Here is a 25,769-nt window from a genome sequence, read left to right on the forward strand (position 1 = left end):
ACCAAGGCGCGCCGCGCGCCGGGCTCGGCAGCCGCAATCCGTCTGTCGGACTTTTGCAGCGGTATGTCCGGGTTCCTGCCGACTTCACCCCCTCCCACCGAGGGCCACAAGCGCCTTCGATGGTAAGGTGTTGGCCCTGCGTCGGCAGCCCGGCCGCACCGGCGCCGACAATCGCCGGCGTCGCTTTTCAATCAGGGCGCGGCGTGCGCCGCGTAGGATTTCGGTCTCCCCGGAAAGCGCTATCTCAACTCAAGGCAAGCAGCCGCCAGCCGGCGTGGCGATCGCCGGCGGCACGCAGCCTTTCCTCATTTTTCTTAGACGATAGACACTCAGGCGTGAAAGACGAGTCGAATCAATCACTTGGCGGAAAGCCGGACACCACTCATACCCCGATGATGCAGCAGTACCTGCGCATCAAGGCGGACTTTCCCGAGACGCTCGTCTTCTACCGGATGGGCGACTTCTATGAGCTGTTCTTCGACGACGCCGTCAAGGCCAACCGCCTGCTCGACATCACGCTGACCACCCGCGGCCAGTCGGGTGGCCAGCCGGTGGTGATGGCCGGCGTGCCCGTGCATTCGGTGGAAGCCCATCTGTCCAAGCTCATCAAGCTCGGCGAGGCGGTGGCCATCTGCGAGCAGGTGGGCGATGTCGGTGCCAGCAAGGGGCCGGTGGAGCGCAAGGTGGTGCGGGTCGTCACCCCCGGCACCGTCACCGACACCGAACTGCTGGCCGACAAGCGCGACACGCTGCTGCTGGCGCTGCACCACAAGGGCGCCACCTATGGGCTGGCCTGGCTGGGGCTGAGCAATGGCCAGCTGGGCATCACCGAATGCTCGGGCCGCGAACTCGGCACCTGGCTCGCCCGGCTGAACGCGGCCGAGTTGCTGGTGGCCGGCGACGAATGGCCCGAGGCCGTGCGCCAGTGCCGGGCCCCCTTGACCAAACGCCCCGCCTGGCAGTTCGATGCGGCGCTGGGGGCGCGCAAGCTTTGCGAACAGCTGCGGGTGGCCAGCCTGGGCGGATTCAACGCGCAAGACCTCACTGTGGCCCATGCCGCCGCGGCGGCGCTGCTTTCGTATGCCGAGCACACCCAGGGCCGGGCCCTGGCGCATGTGAGCACGCTCAGCGTCGAGCGCGCCAGCGAGCTCCTGGAGCTGCCTCCGGCCACCCAGCGCAACCTGGAGCTGACCCAGACGCTGCGCGGCGAAGACAGCCCCACCCTGCTGTCGGTGCTGGACACCTGCCGCACCGGCATGGGCAGCCGGGCGCTGCGCCGCTGGCTGACCTACCCGCAGCGCGACCGCGGCATTGCCGTGGGCCGCCATGAAGCCATCGGCGCCTTCATCGCCCACGGCTATGACGCGCTGCGCGACACGCTCAAGCAGATCAGCGACGTCGAGCGCATCACCGCCCGGGTGGCGCTGCGCCAGGTGCGCCCGCGCGAGCTGTCGGGCCTGCGCGCGACGCTGGAGGTGTTGCCCCAGCTGCGCACCACGCTGCCGGCCGAGGCCACGCCGCTGCTGGCCGAGCTGCACGAGGGCCTGACGCCGCCGGCCGAGATCGGCCAGCTGTTGCGCAGCGCCATCGCGGAAGAGCCGGCGGTGTTGGTGCGCGACGGTGGGGTGATCGCCCCCGGCTTCGATGCCGAGCTGGACGAGCTGCGCGCCATCAGCCAGAACTGCGACAGCTTCCTGATCGACCTGGAAACCCGTGAACGCGGCCGCACCGGCATCGCGAACCTGCGGGTGCAGTTCAACCGCGTGCACGGCTTCTATATCGAGGTGACCCAGGGCCAGCTCGACAAGGTGCCGATGGACTACCAGCGCCGCCAGACGCTGAAGAACGCCGAGCGCTTCATCACGCCGGAACTGAAGGCCTTCGAGGACAAGGCCCTGTCGGCCCAGGAGCGGGCGCTAGCGCGCGAGAAGATGCTCTACGAGCAGCTGGTCGACCGCCTGCAGCCCCACCTGCCGGCGCTGGGTGCGCTCAGCCGCGCGCTGGCCGGCCTGGACGCCCTGGCGGCGCTTGCCGAGCGGGCTGCGACGCTCAACTGGGTGCGGCCGCAGTTCGTCAAGGAACCCTGCCTGGACATCGAGCAGGGCCGCCATCCGGTGGTGGAAGCACGGCTGCAGGAAACCGGCAACGGCCCCTTCATGCCCAACGACTGCCGGCTGGACGCCAACCGCCGGATGCTGGTCATCACCGGCCCGAACATGGGCGGCAAGTCGACCTTCATGCGCCAGGTGGCGCTGATCGCACTGCTCGCGGCCATCGGCTCCTACGTGCCAGCCGGCCGCTGCCGGCTCGGCCCGATCGACGCGATCCACACCCGCATCGGTGCCGCCGACGACCTGGCCAACGCCCAGTCCACCTTCATGCTCGAGATGACCGAGGCGGCCGCCATCATCCATGGCGCCACCGAGCATTCGCTGGTGCTGATGGACGAGATCGGCCGCGGCACCTCGACCTTCGACGGCCTGGCCCTGGCTGGCGCCATCGCCACCCACCTGCACGACAGGAACCGCTCCTTCACGCTGTTCGCCACCCACTACTTCGAGCTGACCGAGTTCCCGGCCAAGCACGAGCGGGCGGTCAACGTGCACGTCTCGGCGGTCGAGTCGGGCGAGGACATCGTCTTCCTGCACGAGATCCAGCCCGGGCCGGCCAGCCGCAGCTACGGCGTGCAGGTGGCTCGCCTGGCCGGCATGCCGGCCACGCTGGTGCGCCAGGCACGCCACACGCTAGAGGCCCTGGAGGCCCAGCAGCGGGACAGCCAGGCGCAGATCGACTTGTTTGCCGCCCCTGCCGCGCCGGCCGCCGAGGAGCGCGACCCCTCGCCGGTGGAGCAGGCGCTGGCCGCCCTGCAGCCCGACGCGCTCTCGCCCCGCGAGGCCCTCGACGCGCTGTACCGCCTCAAGGATTTGCAAGGGAGACCCGCATGACGTACTGCGTGGCCATGTGCCTCGACGATGGCCTGGTGTTCCTGTCCGACTCGCGCACCAATGCCGGGCTGGACCAGATCAGCACCTTCCGCAAGATGACCGTGTACGAGCGAGAAGGCGACCGCGTGATGGTGTTGATGGCAGCGGGCAACCTTGCCATCACGCAGGCCGTGCGCCAGCTGCTCGGCAGCCACACCATCGAGGGCGAGAACGGGCCGGTGTCGATCTGGAACTGCACCAGCCTGTTCGACGCAGCCCGCGTGGTGGGCAGCGCCATCCGCAAGGTCTATGAGCGGGATGCCGAGTCGCTGAAAAACTTCGGCATCGATTTCAACGTCAACCTGATCTTCGGCGGGCAGATCCGTGGCGAGCCGATGCGGCTCTTCAACGTGTACGCGGCCGGCAACTTTGTCGAGGCGGGCGCCGACGGCGTCTGCTACTTCCAGATCGGCGAATCGAAGTACGGCAAGCCCATCATCGACCGTGTCGTCAACCGCGACACGCCGCTCGACCAGGCCGCCAAGTGCGCGCTGGTGTCGATGGACTCGACGCTCAAGTCCAACCTCTCGGTGGGCCTGCCGCTGGACCTGCTGATCTACCAGGCCGACTCGCTGCATGCCCAGCGCATCGTGCACATCGACGAGCACGACCCCTACTTCCGCATGATCCGCAGCAGCTGGGGCCAGCGCCTGCGCGAGGTCTTCGAGTCGATTCCCAACCCGGTCTGGGACGACCCCGATTCCGATTCCGGGCTCAGGCCGCCCACGGTCCAGCAGGAACAAGGCCTCAATCCCATCCGCAAAGTCAACGCACCCCAAGGCTGATGTCGACCAAGCTCCCTCTCGTCTTTTCGCACGCCAACGGTTTTCCCGCCGGGACCTACCGGCTGTTGTTCGAGCAGTTCAGGGACGGGGGCTATGAAGTCCACGCCATCGAGAAGTTCGGGCACGATCCGCGCTATCCGGTCACCAGCAACTGGCCGCACCTGCGCGACCAGCTGGCGCACTTCGTGGAGCAGAGCGTGCAGCACGGCCCGGCCTTCCTGGTGGGCCACTCGCTGGGCGGCTTCCTCAGCCTGCTGGTGGCGATCCACCGGCCGGAGGTGGTGCGCGGGGTGGTGCTGCTCGATTCGCCGGTGATCTACGGCGTCAAGGCACGCGGCGTGCAGCTGTTCAAGTCCACCGGCTGGATCGGCAAGGTCGGCCCCGGCAAGGTGGCCCGCCAGCGCCGCACCACCTGGACCAGCGCCGACGAGGCCCTGGCCCACTTCCAGAGCAAGCCCAACTTCGCCCGCTGGCATCCCGAGGTGCTGCGCGACTATGTGCACTGCGGCATGCACGGCGGCGGCGACGAACACCGGCTGAGCTTCCGGCGCGAGGTGGAGACCGACATCTACAACACCCTGCCCCACCACATCCATCGGCTGCTCGACCGCCACGGGCTGAAGAGCCCGGTGGCCTTCATCGCCGGCACGCAGTCGCGCGAGGTGAAGCAGGTCGGCCTGCGCGCGACGCGTCAGCTGACGCAAGACCGCATCACCTGGATCGAGGGCAGCCACCTCTATCCCTTCGAGAAGCCCTACGAGACGGTGCAGGCCACCATCGCCTGGCTGAAGGCCTTCGAATGTGCCTGAAGCGGGCGAAGGAACAGGCGCCCAGGCCGGCGGGCGGCGCCGATATAATGCCGCTTTACCACCACAGCGGTCGTGAAAGCGGCCGCTGCAAACAATGACCAAGTTTGTCTTTGTCACTGGCGGTGTGGTGTCCTCCCTTGGCAAGGGCATCGCTTCGGCCTCCCTGGCCGCGATCCTCGAATCGCGCGGCCTCAAAGTCACCCTCATCAAGCTCGACCCGTACATCAACGTCGATCCCGGGACGATGTCGCCGTTCCAGCACGGCGAGGTGTTCGTGACCGACGACGGCGCCGAGACCGACCTCGACCTCGGCCACTACGAGCGCTTCATCACCACCAAGATGAAGCGCTCCAACAACTTCACCACCGGCCAGATCTACAAGACCGTGCTCGAGAAGGAGCGCCGCGGCGACTACCTCGGCAAGACGGTGCAGGTGATTCCTCACATCACCAACGAGATCCAGGAGTACGTGCGCCGGGGTGCCGGGGTCGGCACGCCCGAGGCGGTGGACGTGGCCATCGTCGAGATCGGCGGCACGGTGGGCGACATCGAGTCGCTGCCCTTCCTGGAAGCCGTGCGCCAGATGAGCCTGAAGCTCGGGCCCAACAACACGGCCTTCGTGCACCTGACCTACGTGCCCTGGATCGCCGCGGCCGGCGAGCTGAAGACCAAGCCGACCCAGCACACGGTGCAGAAGCTGCGCGAGATCGGCATCCAGCCCGATGCGCTGCTGTGCCGCGCGGACCGCCGCATCCCGGACGACGAGCGCGAGAAGATCTCGCTGTTCACCAACGTGCCGGAGTACGGCGTGATCTCGGTCTGGGACGCCGACACCATCTACAAGGTGCCGCGCATGCTGCACGAGCAGGGCCTGGACCAGCTCATCTGCACCAAGCTGCACCTGTCCACCAAGCCGGCCGACCTGGGCCGCTGGGACAGCCTGGTGCACGAGGTCGAGCATCCGAAGCACGACGTGACGATCGCCATGTGCGGCAAGTACGTCGACCTGAGCGACTCCTACAAGTCGCTCAACGAGGCGCTGCGCCATGCCGGCATCCACAACCATGCCCGCGTCAAGATCGAGTACGTCGACTCCGAGGAGCTGACGCCGCAGACGGTCGACAAGCTGGCCCGCTTCGACGCCATCCTGGTGCCGGGCGGCTTCGGCAAGCGCGGTGTGGAAGGCAAGATCCTGGCCGCCCAGTACGCCCGCGAGCACGGCCTGCCCTATCTCGGCATCTGCCTCGGCATGCAGGTGGCCACCATCGAGTACGCCCGCCACAAGGCCGGCCTCGAAGGTGCCAACAGCACCGAGTTCGATCCCCAGGCGCGGCACCCGGTGATCGCGCTGATCGACGAATGGCAGGAGGCCGACGGCTCCATCCAGCGCCGCGACGCCAACTCCGACCTCGGCGGCACGATGCGCCTGGGCGCGCAGAGCTCCGACGTCAAGCCCGGCACGCTGGCCTACGAGATCTACGGCCCGGTCGTGACCGAGCGCCACCGCCACCGCTACGAGGCCAACGAGCACTACCTGCAGCAGCTGGAAAGCGCCGGCCTCGTGATCTCGGCCATCACCCAGCGCGAGAAGCTGACCGAGATCGTCGAGCTGCCGCGCGAGGTGCACCCCTGGTTCATGGGCGTGCAGTTCCACCCGGAGTTCAAGTCCACGCCCTGGGGTGGCCACCCCCTGTTCGCGTCCTACATCAAGGCAGCGCTGGCTCACCAGCAAAGCCGCGGCGGCAAGGACAAGGCGTGATGAAGACGCCCGCCTGCACCACCCTGCCCAATCTTCGCTGAGGAGCAAGCCATGCAACTTTGTGGCTTCAAGGTCGGCCTCGACCAACCGTTTTTCCTGATCTCCGGGCCCTGCGTGGTCGAGTCCGAGCAACTGCAGATGGACACGGCTGGCACGCTCAAGGAGATCACCGCCGAGCTGGGCATCCCCTTCATCTTCAAGTCGAGCTACGACAAGGCCAACCGGTCGTCGGGCACCTCCTTCCGCGGCCCCGGCATGCAGAAGGGCCTGGAGATCCTGGCCAAGGTGAAGCGCGAGCTGGGCGTGCCGGTGCTGACCGACATCCACAGCGAGGCCGAGGTGGCCGAGGTGGCCGCCGTCGTCGACGTGCTGCAGACGCCGGCCTTCCTGTGCCGCCAGACCGATTTCATCCGCGCGGTCGCCCAGAGCGGCAAGCCGGTGAACATCAAGAAGGGCCAGTTCCTGGCGCCGGGCGACATGAAGAACGTGATCGACAAGGCCCGCGCCGCCGCCCACGAGAAGGGCCTGCCGGAAGACAGCTTCCTGGCCTGCGAGCGCGGCGCCAGCTTCGGCTACAACAACCTGGTGAGCGACATGCGCTCGCTGGCCATCATGCGCGAGACCGGCGCACCGGTCGTCTTCGACGCCACCCACTCGGTGCAGCTGCCGGGCGGCCAGGGCACCAGCTCGGGCGGCCAGCGCGAATTCGTGCCGGTGCTCTCGCGCGCCGCGGTGGCGGTGGGCGTGGCGGGCCTCTTCATGGAGACCCATCCGGACCCGTCCAAGGCGCTGAGCGATGGCCCCAACGCCGTGCCCCTCAAGCGCATGAAGGACCTGCTGGCCACGCTGGTGGAGCTCGACCGCATCACCAAGCGCAACGGCTTCCTGGAAAGCAATTTCGCCTGAACGCTCCCATCACCGAGACCCCATGAGCGCCTACATCATCGTCGACGTCACCGTCACCAACGAAGAACAGTACGCCGACTACCGCAAGTGGTCGACGCTCGCGATCCAGGCGCACGAGGCCGAAGTGCTCGTGCGCGGTGGCCGCATCGAGGTGCTCGAAGGGGCCTGGCAACCCACCCGCATCGTGGTGCTGAAGTTCCCGACGGCGGACCAGGCCCGGGCCTTCTACGACTCGCAAGAGTACCGCCGCGCCCGCACGGCCCGCGAGAACGCAGCCGACATGCGCATGGTGCTTGTCGAGGGCGTGTAACCCGCCCGATGCTATCGTTCGCCACCCATTCACTATCGAGACAAGGAAGAGGAAACCTGCATGAGTGCCATCGTTGACATCGTCGGCCGTGAAATCCTGGACAGCCGCGGCAACCCGACCGTCGAGTGCGACGTGCTGCTGGAGTCCGGCGTGATGGGCCGCGCCGCGGTGCCGTCCGGCGCCTCCACCGGCTCGCGCGAGGCGATCGAGCTGCGTGACGGCGACAAGGCCCGCTACCTGGGCAAGGGCGTGCTGAAGGCCGTCGAGCACGTCAACACCGAGATCTCCGAGGCCGTGCTGGGCCTGGACGCTTCGGAGCAGGCCTTCCTCGACCGCACCCTGATCGACCTGGACGGCAGCGACAACAAGTCCCGCCTGGGCGCCAACGCAACGCTGGCGGTCTCGATGGCCGTGGCACGCGCGGCGGCCGAGGAATCGGGCCTGCCGCTGTACCGCTACTTCGGCGGTTCGGGCTCCATGCAGATGCCGGTGCCGATGATGAACGTCATCAACGGCGGCGCGCATGCCAACAACAACCTCGACCTGCAGGAGTTCATGATCCTGCCGGTCGGCGCGCCCAGCTTCCGCGAAGCCATGCGCTACGGTGCCGAGGTCTTCCACGCGCTGAAGAAGATCCTGCACGACAAGCACATGAGCACGGCCGTCGGCGATGAAGGCGGCTTCGCACCCAGCGTGGCCAGCCACGAAGCGGCCATCCAGCTGATCCTGGAAGCCATCGAGAAGGCCGGCTACACCCCGGGTGAGCAGATCGCGCTGGGCCTGGACTGCGCCGCCAGCGAGTTCTACAAGGACGGCAAATACCACCTGGAAGGCGAAGGCCTGACGCTCAGCTCGCAGGAATGGACCAACGTGCTGGCGACCTGGGTCGACAAGTACCCGATCATCAGCATCGAGGACGGCATGCACGAAGGCGACTGGGACGGCTGGAAGCACCTGACCGAGACCCTCGGCAGCAAGGTGCAGCTGGTTGGCGACGACCTCTTCGTCACCAACACCAAGATCCTGCGTGAAGGCATCGAGAAGCGCATCGCCAACTCCATCCTGATCAAGATCAACCAGATCGGCACGCTGACCGAGACCTTCGCCGCCATCGAGATGGCCAAGCGCGCCGGCTACACCGCCGTGATCTCGCACCGCTCCGGCGAAACCGAAGACTCGACCATCGCCGACATCGCGGTGGGCACCAACGCCGGCCAGATCAAGACCGGCTCGATGAGCCGCTCCGACCGCATGGCCAAGTACAACCAGCTGCTGCGCATCGAGGAAGACCTGGGCGACATCGCCAGCTACCCCGGCCGCGCTGCGTTCTACAACCTGCGCTGATCGACCCCCTGCGATGCGCCTGCCGCTGCTCACCCTGGTGCTCGCCGCGCTGCTCCTGCTGGTCCATGCGGAGCTGTGGTTCGGCAAGAATGGCGTGCACCGGGTGGTGGAGCTGCAGCACAAGCTGGCCGACCACCAGGCCAAGAACGAGGTCGCCCGCGAGCGCAATGCGCAGCTGGCGGCCGAGGTTCGCGACCTGAAGGAAGGCCTGGAGATGGTCGAGGAGAAGGCCCGCTTCGAGCTGGGCATGGTGAAGCCGAACGAGGTCTACGTTCAGGTTTCCAACGCGCCCTGAGCCCCGCTGCCGGGCCCGATGCCGACGGAGCCCTGCGGGGCTCCGTTTTTCCTTGTATGCAACCCGATCGCCGCCGCGAGCCGCCCGATGGACTTCCTGACCGCCGCCCTGGAGCCGCTGCTGCAGCCGCTTTTCCTCATCGACGGCCGGCCCCTCACCACGGTGCTGGAGCTGATCGCCTTCGTGCTGGCGGTGGTGATGGTGGCCTGCAACATCCGCGTCATCGCCTGGGGCTGGCCGCTGGCCATCGTCAGCTCGCTGCTGTACTTCCTCGTGTTCTGGCAGAGCCGCCTGTACGGCGACGCGGCCTTGCAGATCGTGTTCGCGGTGCTCGCGCTGTGGGGCTGGTGGCAGTGGCTGCGCGGGCGCGGTGACAACGGCGCGCCGTTGCGGGTGCACACCCTGCCCGCCCGGGGCCGCGGGCTGCTGCTCGGCGCGGTGCTGGTCGGCTGGCCCCTGCTCGGGCTCTACCTGGACCGCTACACCGACACCGACGTGCCCTACTGGGACGCGTTTCCCACTGTCGCCAGCCTGGCCGGGCAGTACCTGCTGGGCCGCAAGCTGGTGGAGAACTGGCCGACCTGGATCGTCGTCAACGCCGTCAGCGTCGGCCTGTTCGCCTACAAGGGCCTGTGGCTGACGACCGCGCTCTACCTGGTGTTCATCGTGATGGCGATGGCCGGCTGGCGCACCTGGCGGCAGCTGGCCGCGGAGCCGGCCTGATGGCGGGCCAGGTGATCGCCCTGCTGGGCGCCGAGAGCACCGGCAAGACCGAGCTGGCCCGGGCACTGGCGCTGCGGTTGCGGGCCGGCGGCGTCGACGCGGTAGCGGTGCCCGAATACCTGCGCCTGTTCTGCGAGGCACGCGGCCGCACGCCGCGCGAGGACGAGCAGCGCCACATCGCCGAGGAGCAGAGCCGCCTGATCGACACCGCCGCCGCGCGCCACACCTTGGTGGTGGCCGACACCACGGCGCTGATGATCGCGGTGTACAGCGACTTCGTCTTCGGCGACCGGTCGCTCTATCCCGATGCCGAGCAGGTGCATGCCCGGCAGGCCGCGCTGACCCTGCTGATGGGCCTGGACCTGCCGTGGGTGGCCGACGGCCTGCAGCGCGATGGCCCGCAGGTGCGGGACGGCGTGGACCAGCGCGTGCGCGCCGCCCTGCAGCGGGCCGGCCTGGCCTACGGTGTCGTGTATGGGGTGGGCGAGGCCAGGCTGGAGGCGGCGTGGCAGGCGGTGCGGCCGCTGCTGCCGGCGGGGCCAGGCCCGGGCGGGCAGGCAGGGCCGCCGGCTGTCCACGGCAGCGGCCCGGGCCCGGGCGGCGTCGGCCCTGCCGCGGGCGCAACCCCTGGCGCGGCCCCAGGCGGAGCTGGCTCGGACACCCGCCCGCAGGGAGCGGGCGCCAGCGACCCGGCCTATTGCACCGAATGCCTGGACGGCCGCTACGAGCGCCTCTTCACCGGCCTGCTCGGCCGCGACGCGCCGCGCTGAGTCCGCTGCGCGCTGGCCGGCCAGCGGACACGCCCGGCGGGCGGCTGCCTCACTGCATGCTGCTCGATCCGGGCGGATGGTCGCGATCGGGCGTGAAGAGCGCGCCGACGTCCACCGGATCGAAGTGGTACTGCGCCCCGCAGAACTCGCAACCGATCTCGACCCGCCCCTGCTCCTGCAGGATGTCGTCGATCTCCTCGCGGCCCAGGCTCAGCAGCATGTTGCCGACCCGCTCGCGCGAGCAGGTGCAGGCAAAGCGCGGCCCGTCCTCGCCGCGCTGCGGTTCGAAGCGGCGCACGTCCTCTTCCCAGAACAGGCGGTGCAGGATCTTGTTGGCATCCAGCGTCAGCAGCTCCTCGGAGGTGAGCGTGCTGGCGAGGTGGGCGATGCGGTTGAAGCCTTCGCTCAGCCCGATGTCGTCCTCGCGCTGGCGGGTGCCGGCCAGGTTGCCTTCGCCCTCGATCGGCAGCCGCTGGATCAGCAGGCCGGCAGCGATCTGGTCATTGGCGGCCAGGATCAACCGGGTGTCGAGCTGCTCGGACTGCAGCATGTAGTGCTCCAGCACTTCGCTGATGCGCTGCAGTGGCTCGCGCTGGTCGCCGTGCAGCGGCACCACGCCCTGGTAGGGCTGCTGGCCCGGCAGCTTGTCCTTGGGGTCGAGCGTGATCGCGCAGCGGCCTCGGCCCTGCAGGTTGACCATGGCTTCCAGGCTGGCGTCGTCGCTCACCTCGCCCACCACCTTGGCGGTGGCACGCAGCGCCAGGTCGGGCTGCACCTCGGCCACCGCGAGCTTGACCGGGCCGTCGCCCGAGATCTGCAGCACCAGCGCGCCGTTGAACTTGATGTTGGCCTGCATCAGCACGCCGGCCGCGGCCATCTCGCCAAGCAGTTCGCGCACCGGTGCCGGGAAGGGGCCGCTCTGCTCGCGGCGCTTCAGCATGTCCTGCCAGGCATCGGTCAGCCGCACCAGCATGCCGCGCACCGGAAGGCCTTCGAACAAAAACTTGTGCAGCTCGCTGGGGGTGGAGGAAGTGTCCAAAACGAAAGAGTCCTGTAAGGGTGAAGGTCAGGCGAGCTTCTTGAGCCCGGCCTTGAAGCGGCGTGCGTTCTCGACGTAGTGCGCCGCGCCCGCCTGGAAGGCGGCGATCTGCTCGGGCGTGAGCTGCCGCACCACCTTGGCCGGCGAGCCGAGGATCATCGAGCCGTCGGGAAACTCCTTGCCTTCGGTGACCAGCGAGCCGGCGCCCACCAGGCAGTTGCGGCCGATCTTCGCGCCGTTGAGCACCACCGCCTGGATGCCGATGAGCGAGCCGTCGCCGATGGTGCAGCCATGCAGCATGGCCTGGTGGCCGACGGTGACGTTCTCGCCGATGGTCAGCGGCCAGCCATGGTCGGCATGCAGCACGGAATTGTCCTGCACGTTGGAGCCGCGGCCGACGCGCAGGGTCTCGGTGTCGCCGCGCACGACGCAGCCAAACCAGATGCTGGCGTTCTCCGCCAATTCAACCCGGCCGATGACATCGGCGCTGTCGGCCACCCAGGCCGTGTCGTGAACCAGGGGCGTGTCGTCGCCGAGTTGGTAGAGGGCCATGCAGAGTTCTCCGGGTCGCCGAGGATCCATAATTTTAGAGATGAAGCGTCGTCCGCGTGCCGCGAGTCGTCCTTACCCTGCACAGGGTGCGGGGCGCGGCGGCCGCCCTTGCCTTGGCCACCGATGAACCTGCCACCTTGCCTCTGCCGTCCTGCCCGCCTGGTGCCGCCCTGTGGCCGGCCCGGAGCCCATCCGCAATGACGCCGCCGCTGCGGCACGAAGCGCTGCGCCTGCTCGCGCTGCCCGATCCCCTGCAGAAGGCGGCCGGCACCCGGGCGCTGTTTGCCACGATGGCGCAGCACCCGCTGGATGCCGCCGAGCACTTGCCCGAGCCGCCCGGACTGCCCGGCCGCCCGCCTCTGCCGACGCTGGTGCCGGCAGACGCGGTGCCACGCCGCACGCCCTTCACCCTCGAAGGCCGGGCGGCACTGCTGCATGCCATCGCCCACATCGAGTTCAATGCGATCAACCTGGCGCTGGACGCGGTGTGGCGCTTCGACGGCATGCCGCCGGCCTTCTACCACGACTGGATGCGGGTGGCGGCCGAGGAGGCGCTGCACTTCAGCCTGCTGAGGGAGCACCTGGCGACGCTGGGCCATGGCTACGGCGACTTCGATGCGCACAACGGCCTGTGGTCGATGACAGCCGCCACGCGGCACGACATCATTGCCCGCATGGCACTGGTGCCGCGCACCCTGGAGGCCCGCGGCCTGGACGCGACACCGCTGATCCAGGCCAAGCTGCGCAAGGCCGGCGACGAGCGCGCGGTGGAGATCCTGGACCTCATCCTGCGCGACGAAGTGGGCCATGTGGCGATCGGCAACCACTGGTACCGCTGGCTGTGCGAGCGCGACGGCATCGACGCGCTGCTGCACTACCGGGGCCTGGTCCAGCAGTACGACGCGCCGCGCCTGCGGCCGCCGTTCAACCTTGCGGCACGCCGGGCAGCCGGCTTCAGCCAGGCGGAGCTGGACGAACTGGAGGGGCCGCTCGGCGGCAAGCCGCGCTGATGCCGCCAGCCAGCGCACCCACCACGGGCCCGGGCGGCGGTCCCCCGCGGCCCGTCAGCGGCCACCGCTTCGCCGTCGCGCTGGCCTGCGGGCTGCTGTGCAGCCCGGTAGCATTGACGACTCTGCTGACGTCGGTACTCCGGTCGCAGGAGTGGCTGCACCTGCCTGCGCCCCTGGACGGGCCCGGGCGCATCGCGCTGTGGTACGCGTTGATCGCGTTTTTCGTGATGAGCCGCGCCTGGGTCGGCCAGCGGCGGGTGCACTGGCACTGGCCGGTGATCGGCATCCTGGCCTGCGGCAGTGTCTGCGCCTCCCGGGCCGCCTCGCTGTCGATCTTCTTGCCGCTGGTGGTGCCGGCCTGGCTGCTGGCGCTCTACCTTTGCGTCTTTCATCTGCGGCGTGGCGCAGGCGAAGGAACACAGCTCGGGCAGGAGCCCGCGGCCGTCTGACACCGCTGGCGCGGGCTGCGCAGCGGGCCTGCGGCGCGGCAGGCCGCAGGGGGGCTGGCGTGTTGCCGGCTTCAGCCCGTCGCGGCACCGCGGGGGCGGAGAAGCGGCGGCGCCCCGGGGCTCAATCCCGGTGATGCTCGATCTTCAACGACACCCAGGCCGCCGTCGGCTGCCCATAGCGGGTTGCGATGTCGTCCAGCGCTCGCTGCAGCGCCCGCACCGGCGGGGTGTCGCCCGGGGCGGCCAGCATCCGGTCGGGCGCCTTGTCGCCGCCGCTCACGCGGTCGGGCAGCAGGACGAGGCCGCGCCGCGTGCGCACCGGCCCCGGCGACGCAGCCACCGAGAAGGTCTGCGAACGAAAGGTGCTGGAATACACGTCGGCCACCAATGCGGCGGTGATTTCGTCCACGCCGGCCGCCACCGGCAGCCCCAGGTCCTCGTGCGACCAGAAGGCCACCCAGTTCTTGGCGATGGTCCACACCGTGCGGGCACCGAGCTTGAAGCGCTCGCTGTCGTGCGCCACGTTCCAGTCCGGCACACCGAGCTCGGCCGCCACCTGCTGCGCCCGGTCGCGGCCCGCAATGGCCTCCACCAGCGCCAGCGACACCGGGATGGAAGCGCTCAGCCCGGTGGTCGTCACGACCGGGCCGTCCACCACATAGCGGCGGTTCCTCACCCAGGTGGTGTCCTTGAATTCCTTGCGCAGGTCGTCGAACGCATACCAGTGGCCGGTGGCCCGCCGCCCCTTGAGCAAGCCGGCCTTGCCCACCACCCAGACGCCGTCGCAGATGCCGACCACGGTGGCGCCCTTGCGAGCCTGGGCGGCGATCCAGCCCAGCAGCTGGGGATCGTCGTCGTAATGCACCGCGGGAACGATCACATAGTCGGCCCCGTCCGGATAACGCGCGTCGAAGGCGGCGGTGGTCGCCTGCGGCTGGATCTTGAAGGCAGGGAACATCTGCATCGGCCCTTCCCGGGTGGCCACTGCCACCACCTCGGCCGCGCCGGACTGGCTCAACACGCCGTACGGCACCACATAGTCGGACAACTCGGTGTAGCGGTTCTCGCCAATCACCGCGGCCACCGGCCGGCTGCGCCCGAAACGCGGCTGGTAGGGCGCGATCGCCTGGCCCTGGGGAGCCGGTGCGCTGGCGGCCGCAGTGGCACCGGCGCCGTCAGCAGCAGGTGCCGCGGTGCAGCCGGCGACGAAGAAGAAGCTGGCAGCCCCCAGCAGGCACAAGATGCGGCGCATCACGTCTCCTTGGATCAAACGACCGGTCGACAGGCTGCCCGTGCAGCCCGGGCCACCCCGTGGCGGTAGAACCGCGGCGGACCGGCTTCGATCCCGCACCGCCCGGCGCTGGCCACGCAGTGGCGCCCATCCGGTATGGGAATCCACCCGGCCTGCCCGCGTTCCCATGCGGCGCGCAGGACTGCCCGAAGTGGCAGGTACCGAGGCACACCCCATGCTCCGGTGGCAACGCTCATTTTTGCACTGGCGTCCGGGCGGCGTGGAACCTGGCCGCCGCTGGCTGGACTAAACTGCCATCCATGTGGCGTTACCTCCGTCTTGCCTTGATGTGCCTGCTGGCGCTGGCCTTGCCGGTGCAAGGCACGGCCGCTGCCACGCTGATAGCGTGCGGGCCAGGGCATGCCCGGCTGGCCGGGCCGTGGGAGCGCAGCGCCCATGCGCATGGTGACGCCTCCGCCCCGCATGGGGAAGATGCCGTGCCGGCGCATCCTGGCGCCAGCGAGGCCAGCCACCCCCCCGCCACCTCATCGGGCGACACCGCCCAGCTGGATCGCCTCTCGAAAGTCAGCTGCAGTGCCTGTGCCGCCTGCTGTGCGTCGGCCGCGCTGCCAAGCGCTGCACCGGCTTTCGCACCGCTGCGCTTCGACGCCGGGTATTCCTCCACCGTCCCGCTGCGACTGGCAGCCTTCCTGACCGGCGGTCCTGACCGCCCACCCCGACACGTCCTCGCCTGACGCGCAGGGGCCGCGCCCCGTCCCAGCCTCGGCCCGCCCGCGGCGGGATGCGCCGTTCCCTGCCTGACCCGGTGGCTCGCGCCGCGCCTGTGCGCGCCGGGCCCTGCTTCAGCGAGGACAGCATGTCTCACCTACTATGGCGGCCAGCCCTGCTGGCCATGATGGGCGTGGCCGTGCTCGGCACGGCCGCAGGCGCGCACGCCAGTGCGGCCGCCACGGGCCTTGACCCGTCCGGCCGCGATGCCGGCGCGGCAGCCCTTCTTGCGACCCGGCCCGGCCCGGGCGATCCCCCGGCAATCCCCTGGCGCGACGCCAACCACCAGGTCGGCCGCATCGGTGGCTGGCGGGCATATGCCCGCGAAGTGCAGCAGGAGCGGGCGATGCGCCCGGTCGGGCCGCCGGTGCAGGGCAGCCCGCAGCCTTCTCCCCCCGCCACAGGGGCCTCTGCCCCCCTCGAGAAGGAGCCGCGATGACGCCGCGCTCTCTCCCGTCCCGGCGCCAGGCGGCGAGGCACCGCCCCTCGGCCGGCCTGGTGGCGGCCGTTGCGGCCGCGCTGTGGCTCGGCGCCTGTGCCAACCCGCCGGTGGACCGGAACTTCGAGGCCGCCCGCCAGCTCAGCCGCGAGCATCTGGGCGTCGAGGTGCGCTGGCTGAGGTCGGAAGCCGCGCGCGTGGAGGCACAGCGCGAGGCTGAGGCGGTGCTGTCCCGGCCGTTGCAGGCCGACGACGCGGTGCGCCTCGCGCTGGCCTACAGCCCGGCGCTGCAGGCCTTGCTGTTCGAAGCGGCCGCCGCATCGGCCGACGCCACGCAGGCAGCCCGGCTGCCCAACCCGGTCTTCACCTTTGAACGCCTGGCACGGCGCAGCCATGGCGAGACCGAACTCGACATCGGCCGCATGCTGGGGCTGCCACTGTTCGACTTGCTGTTGCTGCCGGCCCGCCTGCGGCAGGCCGACCTGCGCCAACAGCAGACGCAATGGCGGCTGGCCGGCGAGGTGGTGCAAGCCGCCACTGCCGCCCGGCAAGCCTGGGTGCGCGCCGTCGCGGCCGAACAGCGGCTGCACTACCAGCGACAGGTGCAGGCCGCCGCCGATGCCAGCGCCGAGCTGGCCCGCCGCATGCAGGCGGTCGGCAACTTCAGCCGCCTGCAGCGTGCCCGCGAGCAGGCCTTCTCGGCAGAAGCCGCCGCCGAGCTGGCGCGTGCGCAGCAGGTGGCCGCCGACACCCGTGAAGCGCTGGTTCGGGCGCTGGGCCTCGCGCCCGCCCAGGCTCAGGCACTGACCCTGCCGTCACGCCTGCCCGAGCTGCCCGCCACGCTGCGGGACGCCACCGCCCTGGAACGTGACGCGACCGCCCTGCGGCTGGACCTGCGCATCGCCCGGGCCGAGCTGCAACACAGCGCCGATGAGCAGGGCCTCGGCCGGGCCGGCGACATCACCGGCGGCGCGCATCTGGCCGCCGTGCGCAACAGCGAAACCGGCGAAGCCCCTCAGAAAGGCGTGGAGCTGGAGCTGCCGCTGCCGGTCTTCGACCCGGGCGATGCCGGGCGGCTGCGCCGCCAGGCGAGCCACCAGGCCGCGCAGCAGCGCCTGGCACAACGCGAGCGAGAGGCGGCGTCGCAAGTCCGGCAGGCGCATGCCGGCTACCGCAGTGCCTACGAGGTGGCCCGCCACTACCGGGACCAGGTGGTGCCCCTGCGCAAGGCCATCTCCGAGGAGAACCTGCTGCGCTACAACGGCATGCTCATCAGCGTCTTCGAGCTGCTGGCCGATGCGCGCCAACAGGTGGCCAGCGTCGTCGGTGCACTGGATGCGCAGCGCGACTTCTGGCTGGCCGATGCCGCGCTGCAAGCCGCACGGGTCGGGCCGCCGGCCGGTGGCCTGGCGATCGAGGCCCGCCCCTCCGCCGCGGCCGACCCCACCAGCGATGCCGCGCACTGACGCGGCCACTTCCCCCACTCCATGAGCATCGACATGACACTGCAGCGACGTCGCTTCCTGGCCGGCACGGCCAGCGCCGGGGCCGCCGTGGCGGCCGCCTCGGTCAGCCGCGTGGCCATGGCGGCCCTGCCCGAGCCGGTCATCCAGACCGGGCCCGAAACCCAGCCGCCCTTGGCGCCGCCGACCGGGCGGCCCTACCAGCCGGTCGTCACCCTCAACGGCTGGAGCCTGCCCTGGCGCATGAACCAGGGCGTCAAGGAGTTCCACCTGGTGGCCGAACCGGTGGTGCGCGAGATGGCCGCCGGCTTCAAGGCCCACCTGTGGGGCTACAACGGCCAGTCGCCCGGCCCGACCATCGAGGTGGTGGAAGGCGACCGGGTGCGCATCTTCGTCACCAACCGCCTGCCCGAGCACACCTCGGTGCACTGGCACGGCCAGCGGCTGCCCAACGGGATGGACGGCGTGAGCGGGCTGACCCAGCCGGCCATCGCGCCGGGCAAGACCTTTGTCTACGAGTTCGTCGCGCGCCGGCCCGGCACCTTCATGTACCACCCGCATGCTGACGAGATGACGCAGATGGCCATGGGCATGATGGGCGCGTGGATCACCCATCCAAAGGCCGCTCATCCACTCATCGCGCCGGTGGAGCGCGACTACGTCTTCCTGCTCAATGCCTATGACATCGAGCCCGGCAGCTACACACCGCGCATCATGACCATGCTCGACTTCAACCTGTGGTCATGGAACAGCCGTGTCTTCCCCGGCATTGACTCGCTGAAGGCCCGGCTGGGTGACCGGGTGCGCATCCGCATCGGCAACCTGACGATGACCAACCATCCCATGCACCTGCACGGCCATGAGTTCGTCGTGACCGGCACCGATGGCGGCCCCACGCCCCTGGCGGCCCGCTGGCCGGAGGTGACGACCGATGTGGCAGTGGGCCAGATGCGCCAGATCGAGTTCCTGGCCGACGAGGAAGGCGACTGGGCCCTGCACTGCCACAAGAGCCACCACACGATGAACGCCATGGGCCATGCATTGCCGACCATGATCGGCGTCGACCACCGCGGCGTGGCGCAACAGATCAGCCGGCTCATTCCCGACTACATGGTGATGGGCGAACGCGGCATGGCCGACATGGCGGAGATGGAGATGCCGCTGCCCGACAACACCGCGCCGATGATGAGCGGCGACGGGCCCTTTGGATCGGTGGAGATGGGTGGCATGTTCAGCGTCGTGAAGGTGCGCCGCGACCAGCCGGCCGGCGACTACCGCGATCCCGGCTGGTTCAGCCACCCGCCCGGCACGGTGGCCTACGAATGGACCGGCAGCCTGGCCGCGCCGGCCCGCTCCGGCTCGGCCGGCCCGGCCGCCATGCGACGCACCGGCCACCCGGGCCAGCGGCAGGACAACATCGAGGTCCAGGTGCGCAAGCCCCGCGGCACCGGCGGCCACACTGGCCATTGAAGACCGACAAGGAGAGCCTGCAATGAAATCTCACCTCTTCCTGATCACGGCGGCCCTGTGCCTGGGCCTGTCGCAGCCCATGCGGGCGCATGAGCCGTCCGCGCACCGCCAGCGGCCGCCCGCACCGGCCGAACAGACCGCCTGGGGCATCGCCGGGGACCCGAAAGCGGTGCACCGACGTGTCGAGATCGACATGGGTGACGACATGCGCTTCTCGCCCGATCGCCTCGAGGTGCGGCAGGGCGAGACCGTCGAACTGGTGATCCACAACCGAGGCCGGGCCCAGCATGAGCTGGTGCTCGGTACGCGTGAGGCGCTGCAGGCGCATGCTGCGCTGATGGCCCGCCATCCCGGCATGGAGCACGACGAGCCGCACATCGCCCATGTGGCGCCCGGAGAGACCGGCCGGCTGGTGTGGACCTTCAACCGGGCCGGCCAGGTGGAGTTCGCCTGCCTGGTGGCCGGCCACTACGAAGCCGGCATGGCAGGCAGGGTGCACGTGCGGCCGTGACAGGACGGCCGGCGCCGCCCGCGGCCGCTGGCCGGGGCACGGCCGCGGAGCAGGCCCGGCCGGCGGATGGCTGCCGTTCAGGCCGGCGGATAGCCGGCCTCGGCGAGTGCCTGGGCCAGCGCCGCGGCCTGCTCGCGGCTGGTGATGCGCACCGTCCTGGCGCGCAGGTCGATGTCCACCTGCGCCTGCGGATCGGCCTGGCCGAGGGCCCGCGCCACCGCACTAGCACAATGCCCGCAGCTCATGGCGGGAATGCTGAATTCGATCATGGAGACACTCCGTCTGGGATGGGAAGTGCCCAGCATGGCCCTTCCCACCGTGGCAAGGTCAAGCCGCGGGACATCCGCAGCACTGGCCGCGACCGGACTTGACTCTCCCATGGTGGCAAGCTTGACACTGTGGTCCTCGCCGCCAGTGGTGCGGCATTGCGAGCCTCCTCATCCATCATGAGCACTTCTTCAGCCACCCTGCCGCTGTCCGACACGCCGCTGCGGCAATGGGACTTTCCGATCGAAGGCATGACCTGCGCCTCCTGTGTGGCGCGGGTGGAGCGGGCCCTGCGCGCAGTGCCCGGCGTGGCCGAGGCGAGCGTCAATCTCGCAACCGAGGCGGCGCAGGTACAGGCCGACGCGGCAGTGGCCCTGCCGGCGCTGCGCTCGGCGGTGGAGAAAGCCGGCTATCGCATTGGCGAACAGACCCGGCGCCTGCGCATCGAGGGCATGACTTGCGCCTCCTGCGTGGCCAGGGTGGAGAAGGCCTTGCTCAAGGTGCCGGGGGTGAGTGCCGCAAGTGTCAACCTGGCGACGGAGACCGCCGAGGTTCGCTGGAGCGGCCGCGACAGCGACGTGGCCGGCCTGCTCGCCGCTGTGGCTCGTGCAGGCTATGCCGCCCACCTGGACGCCGGGCCGCAGGCAGCACCGGCGGCGGCCGGTTCGGCCACCGGGCGCCGGGCGGTGGTGCTGGCCGCCCTGCTCTCGGCACCGCTGGCGCTGCCCATGCTGGGCCTGCTGTTCGGGCGCGAGTGGATGCTGGACGGCTGGCTGCAGCTCGCCCTGGCAACGCCGGTGCAGTTCTGGCTGGGCGCGCGCTTCTACCGGGCCGGCTGGAAGGCGCTGAAGGCCGGCACCGGCAACATGGACCTGCTGGTGGCGCTCGGCACCTCGGCCGCCTACGGGCTCAGCCTCTACCTGCTGTGGCGACATGCCGGGCATGGCATGCCGCACCTGTATTTCGAGGCGTCGGCGGTGGTGGTGACCCTGGTGCTGCTTGGCAAATGGCTGGAGGCACGCGCCAAGCGCCAGACCACCGACGCCATCCGTGCGCTGAACGCCTTGCGGCCCGAGCGGGCCCGGGTGCACCGCGAAGGCGGCGAGCTCGAGGTGCCGCTGGCCGAGGTGCGGGTGGGCGACCTGGTGGTGGTGCGCCCCGGCGAACGCGTGCCGGTGGACGGGTTGATCATCGAAGGCGCCAGCCAGCTCGACGAGTCCCTCATCACCGGCGAGAGCCTGCCGGTGCCACGCCAGCCCGGTGACCCGGTGACCGGCGGCGCCGTCAATGCAGAAGGCCTGCTAGTGGTGCGCACCACCGCGGTGGGCGCGGAAACGACGCTGTCGCGCATCGTCCGGCTGGTGGAGTCGGCGCAGGCCGGCAAGGCGCCCATCCAGCGCCTGGTGGACCGGGTGAGCGCGGTCTTCGTGCCGGTGATCGTCGCCATCGCAGGCCTCACGCTGCTCGCCTGGGGACTGGCCGGCGGCGACTGGGAAGCCGCCATCCTCCATGCGGTGGCGGTGCTCGTCATCGCCTGCCCCTGTGCACTGGGCCTGGCCACGCCCACCGCCATCATGGCAGGCACCGGCGTGGCGGCCCGCCGGGGCATCCTGATCAAGGACGCGCAGGCGCTGGAAGTGGCCCACGCACTGGCGGTGGTGGCCTTCGACAAGACCGGCACGCTGACCGAGGGCCGGCCACGGCTGGTCGCCCATGAGGCGCCGGACGGCCAGCATGCACAGCTGCTGGCGCTGAGCGCCGCCGTGCAGGCCGGCAGCGAACATCCCCTGGCGCATGCCGTGCTGGACGCAGCACGCGGCACTGGCGACGCCGTGCCTGCGGCCAGCCAGGTGCGGGCCGTGGCCGGCCGCGGCATGGCCGCCAAGGTGGCCGGGCGCGAGCTGCACCTGGGCAGCTTCCGCTACATGCAGGAGCTGCGGGTGGACACCGGCACGCTGCAGGCGCGTGCCGCGCAGCTGCAGGCCGAAGGGCGCACCGTGTCCTGGCTGGCGGAAGTCGGCCAGGCGCCGCGCCTGCTGGGCCTGCTGGCCTTCGGCGACACCCTGAAGGCCGGGGCCGCACAGGCAGTGCAGGCCCTGCAGGCGCAGGGCGTGCGCACCGTCATGCTGACCGGCGACAACCGCGGAAGCGCCGAAGCGGTGGCGCGCCAACTGGGCATCGACGAGATCCGTGCCGAGGTGCTGCCGGCCGACAAGGCCGCCATCGTGGCGGACCTCAAGCAGGCAGGTGGCCGCGTCGCCATGGTCGGCGACGGCATCAACGATGCTCCCGCCCTGGCTGCGGCCGACGTGGGCATCGCCATGTCCACCGGCACCGACGTGGCCATGCAGGCGGCCGGCATCACCCTGATGCGCGGCGACCCCACGCTGGTGGCCGACGCCATCGACATTTCGCGCCGCACCTACGCCAAGATCCGCCAGAACCTGTTCTGGGCCTTCATCTACAACCTGGTGGGCGTGCCGCTGGCCGCCCTCGGCCTGCTGAGCCCGGTGATGGCCGGCGCCGCCATGGCCTTCAGCAGCGTCAGCGTCGTGGGCAACGCGCTGCTGCTGCGCCGCTGGAAAGGAAGCCGCACATGAACCGTCCCGCCACTGCCTCCGGGTCCCTGCTCAACATCGGTGAGGCCGCCGCCCGCTCCGGCGTGTCTGCCAAGATGGTGCGGCACTACGAATCGCTCGGGCTGCTGCCGCCGGTGCACCGGACCGAAGCCGGCTACCGTCAGTATGGCGAGCGCGAGGTGCACACCCTGCGCTTCATCCGGCGTGCCCGCGATCTGGGCTTCAGCATGGCCGAGATCGCGGAGCTGCTGAAGCTGTGGCAGAACCGCCGCCGCAGCAGTGCCGACGTCAAGCGCATCGCCCTCTCGCATGTGGCCGACCTGGAACGGCGCATCGCCGAGATGCAGGCGATGAAGCGCACGCTCGAAGGACTGGCGGCCTGCTGCCACGGCGACGGCCGGCCGGAATGCCCGATCCTGGAAGAACTGGCCGACAGTGACGGGCGCACGCCAGCATGAAGCGCTTCGATCCTGCGGAAGTGGCCCACTACGACCACCGCATTCGCCGCCTGGTACCCGGCTACGACCTGCTGCACCTGCTCAGCAGCGCCGAGTTGCTGGCGCGGCTGCCCGAGGACGCAGCGCGAGTCCTGGTGGTGGGCGCCGGCACCGGCACCGAGCTGCTGGCCCTGGCCGGCCAGCGCCCGGGCTGGTGCTTCACTGCCACCGACCTGTCGGCACCCATGCTGGCCGTGGCGCAGCAGCGTTGCCTCGCGGCCGGCATACAGGAGCGGGTGCAGCTGCACGTGGGTGAACTCGACCGCCTGCAGGGTCCAGCACCGCATGACGCGGCCCTGCTCCTGCTGGTGGCCCATTTCGTGCCGGACGACGGCCGCAAGCAGGCCCTGTTGGCACAGACCGCCGCGCAGCTGCGTCCCGGCGCTCCCTTGCTGCTCGCCGACCTGAGGGCCGGGGCCGACGCGCTGGAGCGCCGCTGCCATGGCGAAGCGAGCCGGCTGCTCGGCCTCGGCGAGGACGAGGTGGCCGCCATGCTGCAACGCCTGGAAAGCAGCTTCCACCCGGTGGATGCCGCGCGCCGCGAAGCGCTGCTGCGGGCGACCGGCTTCGGCCCGGCGCGCCTGTACTTCCGCGCTGCGGGATTCGAAGCGGTCGTCAGCCTGCGCCTGTAAGGCCGCCTGCCTGGCGCCGGTCCCGCGGGGCCGGGCCGGCGGCCGTGGCTTTGCTGTGACTGTGGCTGCGGCTGTGGCTGTGGCTGCGCGGCGAATCAGGCCCGCATGCGGCCTTCGCCGTCGAACACACCGATCTTCACAGTGCTGGAGGCGACGAAAGGCGCAGCGCCGCGGAAGCCAAGCACGAAGTCGCCCAGGTCGAGCTGGCGGATGCCGCCGAGTGCGGCGCGCAACTTGTCGCGCGTCAGGTCGCGTCCGGCACGGCGCAGGCCCTCGATGACCAGCTGGGCATTGATCCAGCCTTCGAAACTGCTGGCGCCGATGTTGTCGGCCTTGATGGCGCGCATCGCTGCCTGGTAGCTGCGCGCGGCGCCCGACTTGGCGCTATGGGGGTCGGGAAACACCACTGCCTGCGCCAGCCCATGCGCCGCCTTGTCGAGCTTTGCCAGCTCGGAGCTGACCACCGCCACCGACACACCCAGCAGCGGCAGCGCCGCCGCTTTGGCCCGCAGTTGCAGCACGAAGGCGGTGGTGGCCGAGCCGGTGGTGCCCATCACCACCGCGCCGGCGCGGGCGGCGAGCACCTGCTGCACCACGTCCTGTGCATTGGAGCCGTCCACCGCCAGCGCGAAGGAGCCGGCGGCCTGCAGCTTGTTGCTGGCCAGGGTGCGCTGGGTGGCTTCGAGCACTTCCTTGCCGAAGAGGTTGTCGAGGTAGACCACCGCAATGCCTTGCAGCCCCATCTGCACCAGCTGCGGCACCACCCGCAGCACTTCATCCTGGTAGCTCGGGCGCACATGGAAGACCGAGCGCTGCTCGGCATTGCGCAGCGAGCTGGCCCCGGTGATGGGACCGACATAGGGAATGCCGCGGGCCTCGATGGTGGGCAGCACGGCCGCGTTGTTGGCCGTACCCATGATGGACATCAGCGCGAACGCGGCATCGTCTTCCAGCAGCTGCTTGACGTTGGCGCCGGTGCGGGCCGGCACATAGGCATCATCCAGCACCTGCAGCTTCAGCTCCCGGCCGTGCACGCCGCCGCTGCGGTTGACCGCGGCAAAGGCGGCCTTGATGCCGGTGCTGTGGTCGGTGCCGGCGCCGCCCAGCGGGCCACTCAGCGCCAGCGAACTGCCGATGCCGACATGCCCGGCCGACAGGCCCACCTCGGCCGCCCGGCTGCCGACGGCCCATGAGGCCGTTCCCAGGGCAACGGCCGAGCCGGCCACGCGGCTCACGAATCTACGACGGTCCATGTGATCCTCCCTATCCACTGGCGCGCACCATACCGGGCGCTGGTCCTCATGTCAGTCGCACACCGGACAACCGGGCGCCGGCCGTCGCCGGCCGATGCGCCGGGCGCCGGGGTGCCTGGCTCCCTGCTTGCGTGCCCGCACACCCGCCACTGAACACACCGCCACCGCGCGGCACGCCAGCGAAGGACAGGTCCCGCGAGCGGCGCGATATTGCCACGCAGCCTTGCGGCGCCGGGAGCATGGAAATCCCGCCACTGCCCGCCTGCGGGCGCCGGCCGCGGCCGCAGCCGGCGCGCCCGGGCGCGCCAGCACTCGGCCATCGCGGGAGCGGCCCCGCGGCCCCCCTCACTTGGGGGTGAGGCGTGAGCAGTGGCATGCATACAACGAACAGGCAGCACCGCAGGCCGTTCACATCACAAGCAGTCCTTGAAGAGCGGCAACACGGCGGGCCGCTCGGCGGGCTACGGACCTCGCCGGCAGCAGCAGCGTTCCTGCTCCGCCCGGCTGGAACCCACCTGCCGGATCGCCGGCGACCCCGCCTGGCCTGCCAGCACAGGAAACGCGGCCGGGCTCGTGGCGAAGCGACCCGCCGCCATGGCACGGCCGTTGCCCGACTCCACGACCGCATGTCTGCGGCCCAGGTGCCGCCCGCCCTCCCCAGAGCCGATTCACCATGCACACTGCGCTTCGACCGGGCTGCCCGGCGCCTGCGGCGCGGCCCGGGCCCGACACGACGGCAGCCGGCGATGCCTGCAGGCGCCCGCCTGCCCTTGCGGCCTGAGCGGCATGGCTACCGACCCCACCCCGCCCTTGCCGCTTTCCGGCGATGCCATGGCCGCGGCCGAGGCCGCAGAGGACCGCGCGCTGCATGTCGCTAGCGACTGGTGGCGCGCCTATGCGCTG

General features: G+C 70.3%; 25 protein-coding genes. 20 read left to right on the forward strand and 5 right to left on the reverse strand.

What is annotated here, in order from left to right; translation table 11 throughout:
• Nucleotides 1–392 precede the first annotated feature (392 nt).
• The 10 genes from mutS to N7L95_RS06305 all read left to right on the forward strand — a co-directional run bounded on the left by mutS (nt 393) and on the right by N7L95_RS06305 (nt 10,685).
• Nucleotides 393–2,945, forward strand: a complete 2,553-nt coding sequence (gene mutS / locus N7L95_RS06260; protein WP_301258958.1) for a DNA mismatch repair protein MutS — start codon at nt 393–395, stop codon at nt 2,943–2,945.
• The gene (locus N7L95_RS06265; RefSeq protein ID WP_301258959.1) at nt 2,942–3,769 is read left to right on the forward strand and encodes a proteasome-type protease; all 828 of its coding nucleotides are present in this window, start codon (nt 2,942–2,944) and stop codon (nt 3,767–3,769) included. The genes mutS and N7L95_RS06265 overlap by 4 nt, the downstream gene beginning before the upstream one ends.
• Nucleotides 3,769–4,578, forward strand: coding sequence for an alpha/beta fold hydrolase (locus N7L95_RS06270; protein WP_301258960.1), 810 nt, complete (start codon nt 3,769–3,771; stop codon nt 4,576–4,578). The genes N7L95_RS06265 and N7L95_RS06270 overlap by 1 nt, the downstream gene beginning before the upstream one ends.
• Nucleotides 4,579–4,672: 94 nt before the next feature.
• Nucleotides 4,673–6,337, forward strand: a complete 1,665-nt coding sequence (pyrG, locus tag N7L95_RS06275; protein ID WP_301258961.1) for a CTP synthase — start codon at nt 4,673–4,675, stop codon at nt 6,335–6,337.
• A 51-nt stretch (nt 6,338–6,388) separates the two neighbouring features.
• Complete coding sequence (gene kdsA, locus N7L95_RS06280; protein ID WP_301258962.1) at nt 6,389–7,243, forward strand: 3-deoxy-8-phosphooctulonate synthase; 855 nt, start codon at nt 6,389–6,391, stop codon at nt 7,241–7,243.
• A gap of 22 nt (nt 7,244–7,265) precedes the next feature.
• Nucleotides 7,266–7,553, forward strand: coding sequence for a DUF1330 domain-containing protein (locus tag N7L95_RS06285; RefSeq protein WP_301258963.1), 288 nt, complete (start codon nt 7,266–7,268; stop codon nt 7,551–7,553).
• A 60-nt stretch (nt 7,554–7,613) separates the two neighbouring features.
• The gene (gene eno, locus N7L95_RS06290; protein ID WP_301258964.1) at nt 7,614–8,897 is read left to right on the forward strand and encodes a phosphopyruvate hydratase; all 1,284 of its coding nucleotides are present in this window, start codon (nt 7,614–7,616) and stop codon (nt 8,895–8,897) included.
• Nucleotides 8,898–8,910: 13 nt separating this feature from the next.
• Nucleotides 8,911–9,192 carry a cell division protein FtsB gene (gene ftsB, locus N7L95_RS06295; RefSeq protein WP_301258965.1) on the forward strand — a complete coding sequence of 94 codons (282 nt, stop codon included), beginning with the start codon at nt 8,911–8,913 and terminating at the stop codon, nt 9,190–9,192.
• 87 nt (nt 9,193–9,279) lie between these two features.
• On the forward strand, nt 9,280–9,915 hold the full coding sequence (pnuC, locus tag N7L95_RS06300) for a nicotinamide riboside transporter PnuC (RefSeq protein WP_301258966.1): 636 nt from the start codon (nt 9,280–9,282) through the stop codon (nt 9,913–9,915).
• A complete protein-coding gene (locus tag N7L95_RS06305; RefSeq protein ID WP_301258967.1) occupies nt 9,915–10,685 on the forward strand; it encodes an AAA family ATPase in 771 nt (256 codons plus the stop codon). The genes pnuC and N7L95_RS06305 overlap by 1 nt, the downstream gene beginning before the upstream one ends.
• A gap of 49 nt (nt 10,686–10,734) precedes the next feature.
• Here N7L95_RS06305 and hslO read toward each other — a convergent pair whose 3' ends face one another.
• On the reverse strand, nt 10,735–11,658 hold the full coding sequence (gene hslO / locus N7L95_RS06310) for an Hsp33 family molecular chaperone HslO (protein WP_301260082.1): 924 nt from the start codon (nt 11,656–11,658) through the stop codon (nt 10,735–10,737).
• A 93-nt stretch (nt 11,659–11,751) separates the two neighbouring features.
• Nucleotides 11,752–12,276: a gamma carbonic anhydrase family protein gene (locus N7L95_RS06315; RefSeq protein WP_301258968.1), complete on the reverse strand. Its 525-nt coding sequence runs from the start codon at nt 12,274–12,276 to the stop codon at nt 11,752–11,754.
• Between the two features lie 197 nt (nt 12,277–12,473).
• Between N7L95_RS06315 and N7L95_RS06320 the strand changes: the two genes are divergently transcribed.
• Together N7L95_RS06320 and N7L95_RS06325 are read left to right on the forward strand one after the other, a co-directional pair.
• A complete protein-coding gene (locus N7L95_RS06320) occupies nt 12,474–13,286 on the forward strand; it encodes a ferritin-like domain-containing protein (protein WP_301258969.1) in 813 nt (270 codons plus the stop codon).
• Between the two features lie 113 nt (nt 13,287–13,399).
• A complete protein-coding gene (locus N7L95_RS06325) occupies nt 13,400–13,735 on the forward strand; it encodes a hypothetical protein (RefSeq protein WP_301258970.1) in 336 nt (111 codons plus the stop codon).
• 121 nt (nt 13,736–13,856) lie between these two features.
• Here the strand turns inward: N7L95_RS06325 and N7L95_RS06330 are convergent, their stop codons facing one another.
• Nucleotides 13,857–14,987 (reverse strand): DJ-1/PfpI family protein, encoded by a 1,131-nt coding sequence (locus N7L95_RS06330; protein ID WP_301258971.1) that lies wholly within the window; start codon nt 14,985–14,987, stop codon nt 13,857–13,859.
• 299 nt (nt 14,988–15,286) lie between these two features.
• On the opposite strand from N7L95_RS06330, the gene N7L95_RS06335 reads away from it, so the two are divergent.
• The 5 genes from N7L95_RS06335 to N7L95_RS06355 all read left to right on the forward strand — a co-directional run bounded on the left by N7L95_RS06335 (nt 15,287) and on the right by N7L95_RS06355 (nt 19,638).
• Entirely contained in the window at nt 15,287–15,721 is a 435-nt protein-coding gene (locus N7L95_RS06335; protein WP_301258972.1) for a hypothetical protein, read from the forward strand.
• Nucleotides 15,722–15,843: 122 nt separating this feature from the next.
• Nucleotides 15,844–16,194: a hypothetical protein gene (locus tag N7L95_RS06340; protein ID WP_301258973.1), complete on the forward strand. Its 351-nt coding sequence runs from the start codon at nt 15,844–15,846 to the stop codon at nt 16,192–16,194.
• Nucleotides 16,191–17,660, forward strand: a complete 1,470-nt coding sequence (locus tag N7L95_RS06345; protein WP_301258974.1) for a TolC family protein — start codon at nt 16,191–16,193, stop codon at nt 17,658–17,660. The genes N7L95_RS06340 and N7L95_RS06345 overlap by 4 nt, the downstream gene beginning before the upstream one ends.
• 33 nt (nt 17,661–17,693) lie before the next feature.
• Nucleotides 17,694–19,127, forward strand: coding sequence for a multicopper oxidase family protein (locus N7L95_RS06350; RefSeq protein WP_301258975.1), 1,434 nt, complete (start codon nt 17,694–17,696; stop codon nt 19,125–19,127).
• 22 nt (nt 19,128–19,149) lie between these two features.
• Nucleotides 19,150–19,638 carry a cupredoxin domain-containing protein gene (locus N7L95_RS06355; protein ID WP_301258976.1) on the forward strand — a complete coding sequence of 163 codons (489 nt, stop codon included), beginning with the start codon at nt 19,150–19,152 and terminating at the stop codon, nt 19,636–19,638.
• Between the two features lie 77 nt (nt 19,639–19,715).
• Here N7L95_RS06355 and N7L95_RS06360 read toward each other — a convergent pair whose 3' ends face one another.
• Nucleotides 19,716–19,907, reverse strand: coding sequence for a heavy-metal-associated domain-containing protein (locus N7L95_RS06360; protein ID WP_301258977.1), 192 nt, complete (start codon nt 19,905–19,907; stop codon nt 19,716–19,718).
• Between the two features lie 177 nt (nt 19,908–20,084).
• Between N7L95_RS06360 and N7L95_RS06365 the strand changes: the two genes are divergently transcribed.
• From N7L95_RS06365 to N7L95_RS06375, 3 genes are read left to right on the forward strand one after another with little or no spacing between them, the layout of a single operon-like run.
• On the forward strand, nt 20,085–22,505 hold the full coding sequence (locus tag N7L95_RS06365) for a heavy metal translocating P-type ATPase (protein WP_301258978.1): 2,421 nt from the start codon (nt 20,085–20,087) through the stop codon (nt 22,503–22,505).
• On the forward strand, nt 22,502–22,942 hold the full coding sequence (cueR, locus tag N7L95_RS06370; RefSeq protein WP_301258979.1) for a Cu(I)-responsive transcriptional regulator: 441 nt from the start codon (nt 22,502–22,504) through the stop codon (nt 22,940–22,942). Before N7L95_RS06365 ends, cueR begins: the two co-directional genes overlap by 4 nt.
• Nucleotides 22,939–23,613 (forward strand): class I SAM-dependent methyltransferase, encoded by a 675-nt coding sequence (locus N7L95_RS06375; RefSeq protein ID WP_301258980.1) that lies wholly within the window; start codon nt 22,939–22,941, stop codon nt 23,611–23,613. The genes cueR and N7L95_RS06375 overlap by 4 nt, the downstream gene beginning before the upstream one ends.
• Nucleotides 23,614–23,708: 95 nt before the next feature.
• On the opposite strand, the gene N7L95_RS06380 is transcribed toward N7L95_RS06375, so the two are convergent.
• Nucleotides 23,709–24,866 carry an ABC transporter substrate-binding protein gene (locus N7L95_RS06380; protein ID WP_301258981.1) on the reverse strand — a complete coding sequence of 386 codons (1,158 nt, stop codon included), beginning with the start codon at nt 24,864–24,866 and terminating at the stop codon, nt 23,709–23,711.
• Between the last annotated feature and the right edge of the window lie 903 nt (nt 24,867–25,769).

It is taken from the genome of Eleftheria terrae, assembly GCF_030419005.1.
Lineage (GTDB): Bacteria > Pseudomonadota > Gammaproteobacteria > Burkholderiales > Burkholderiaceae_C > Caldimonas > Caldimonas terrae.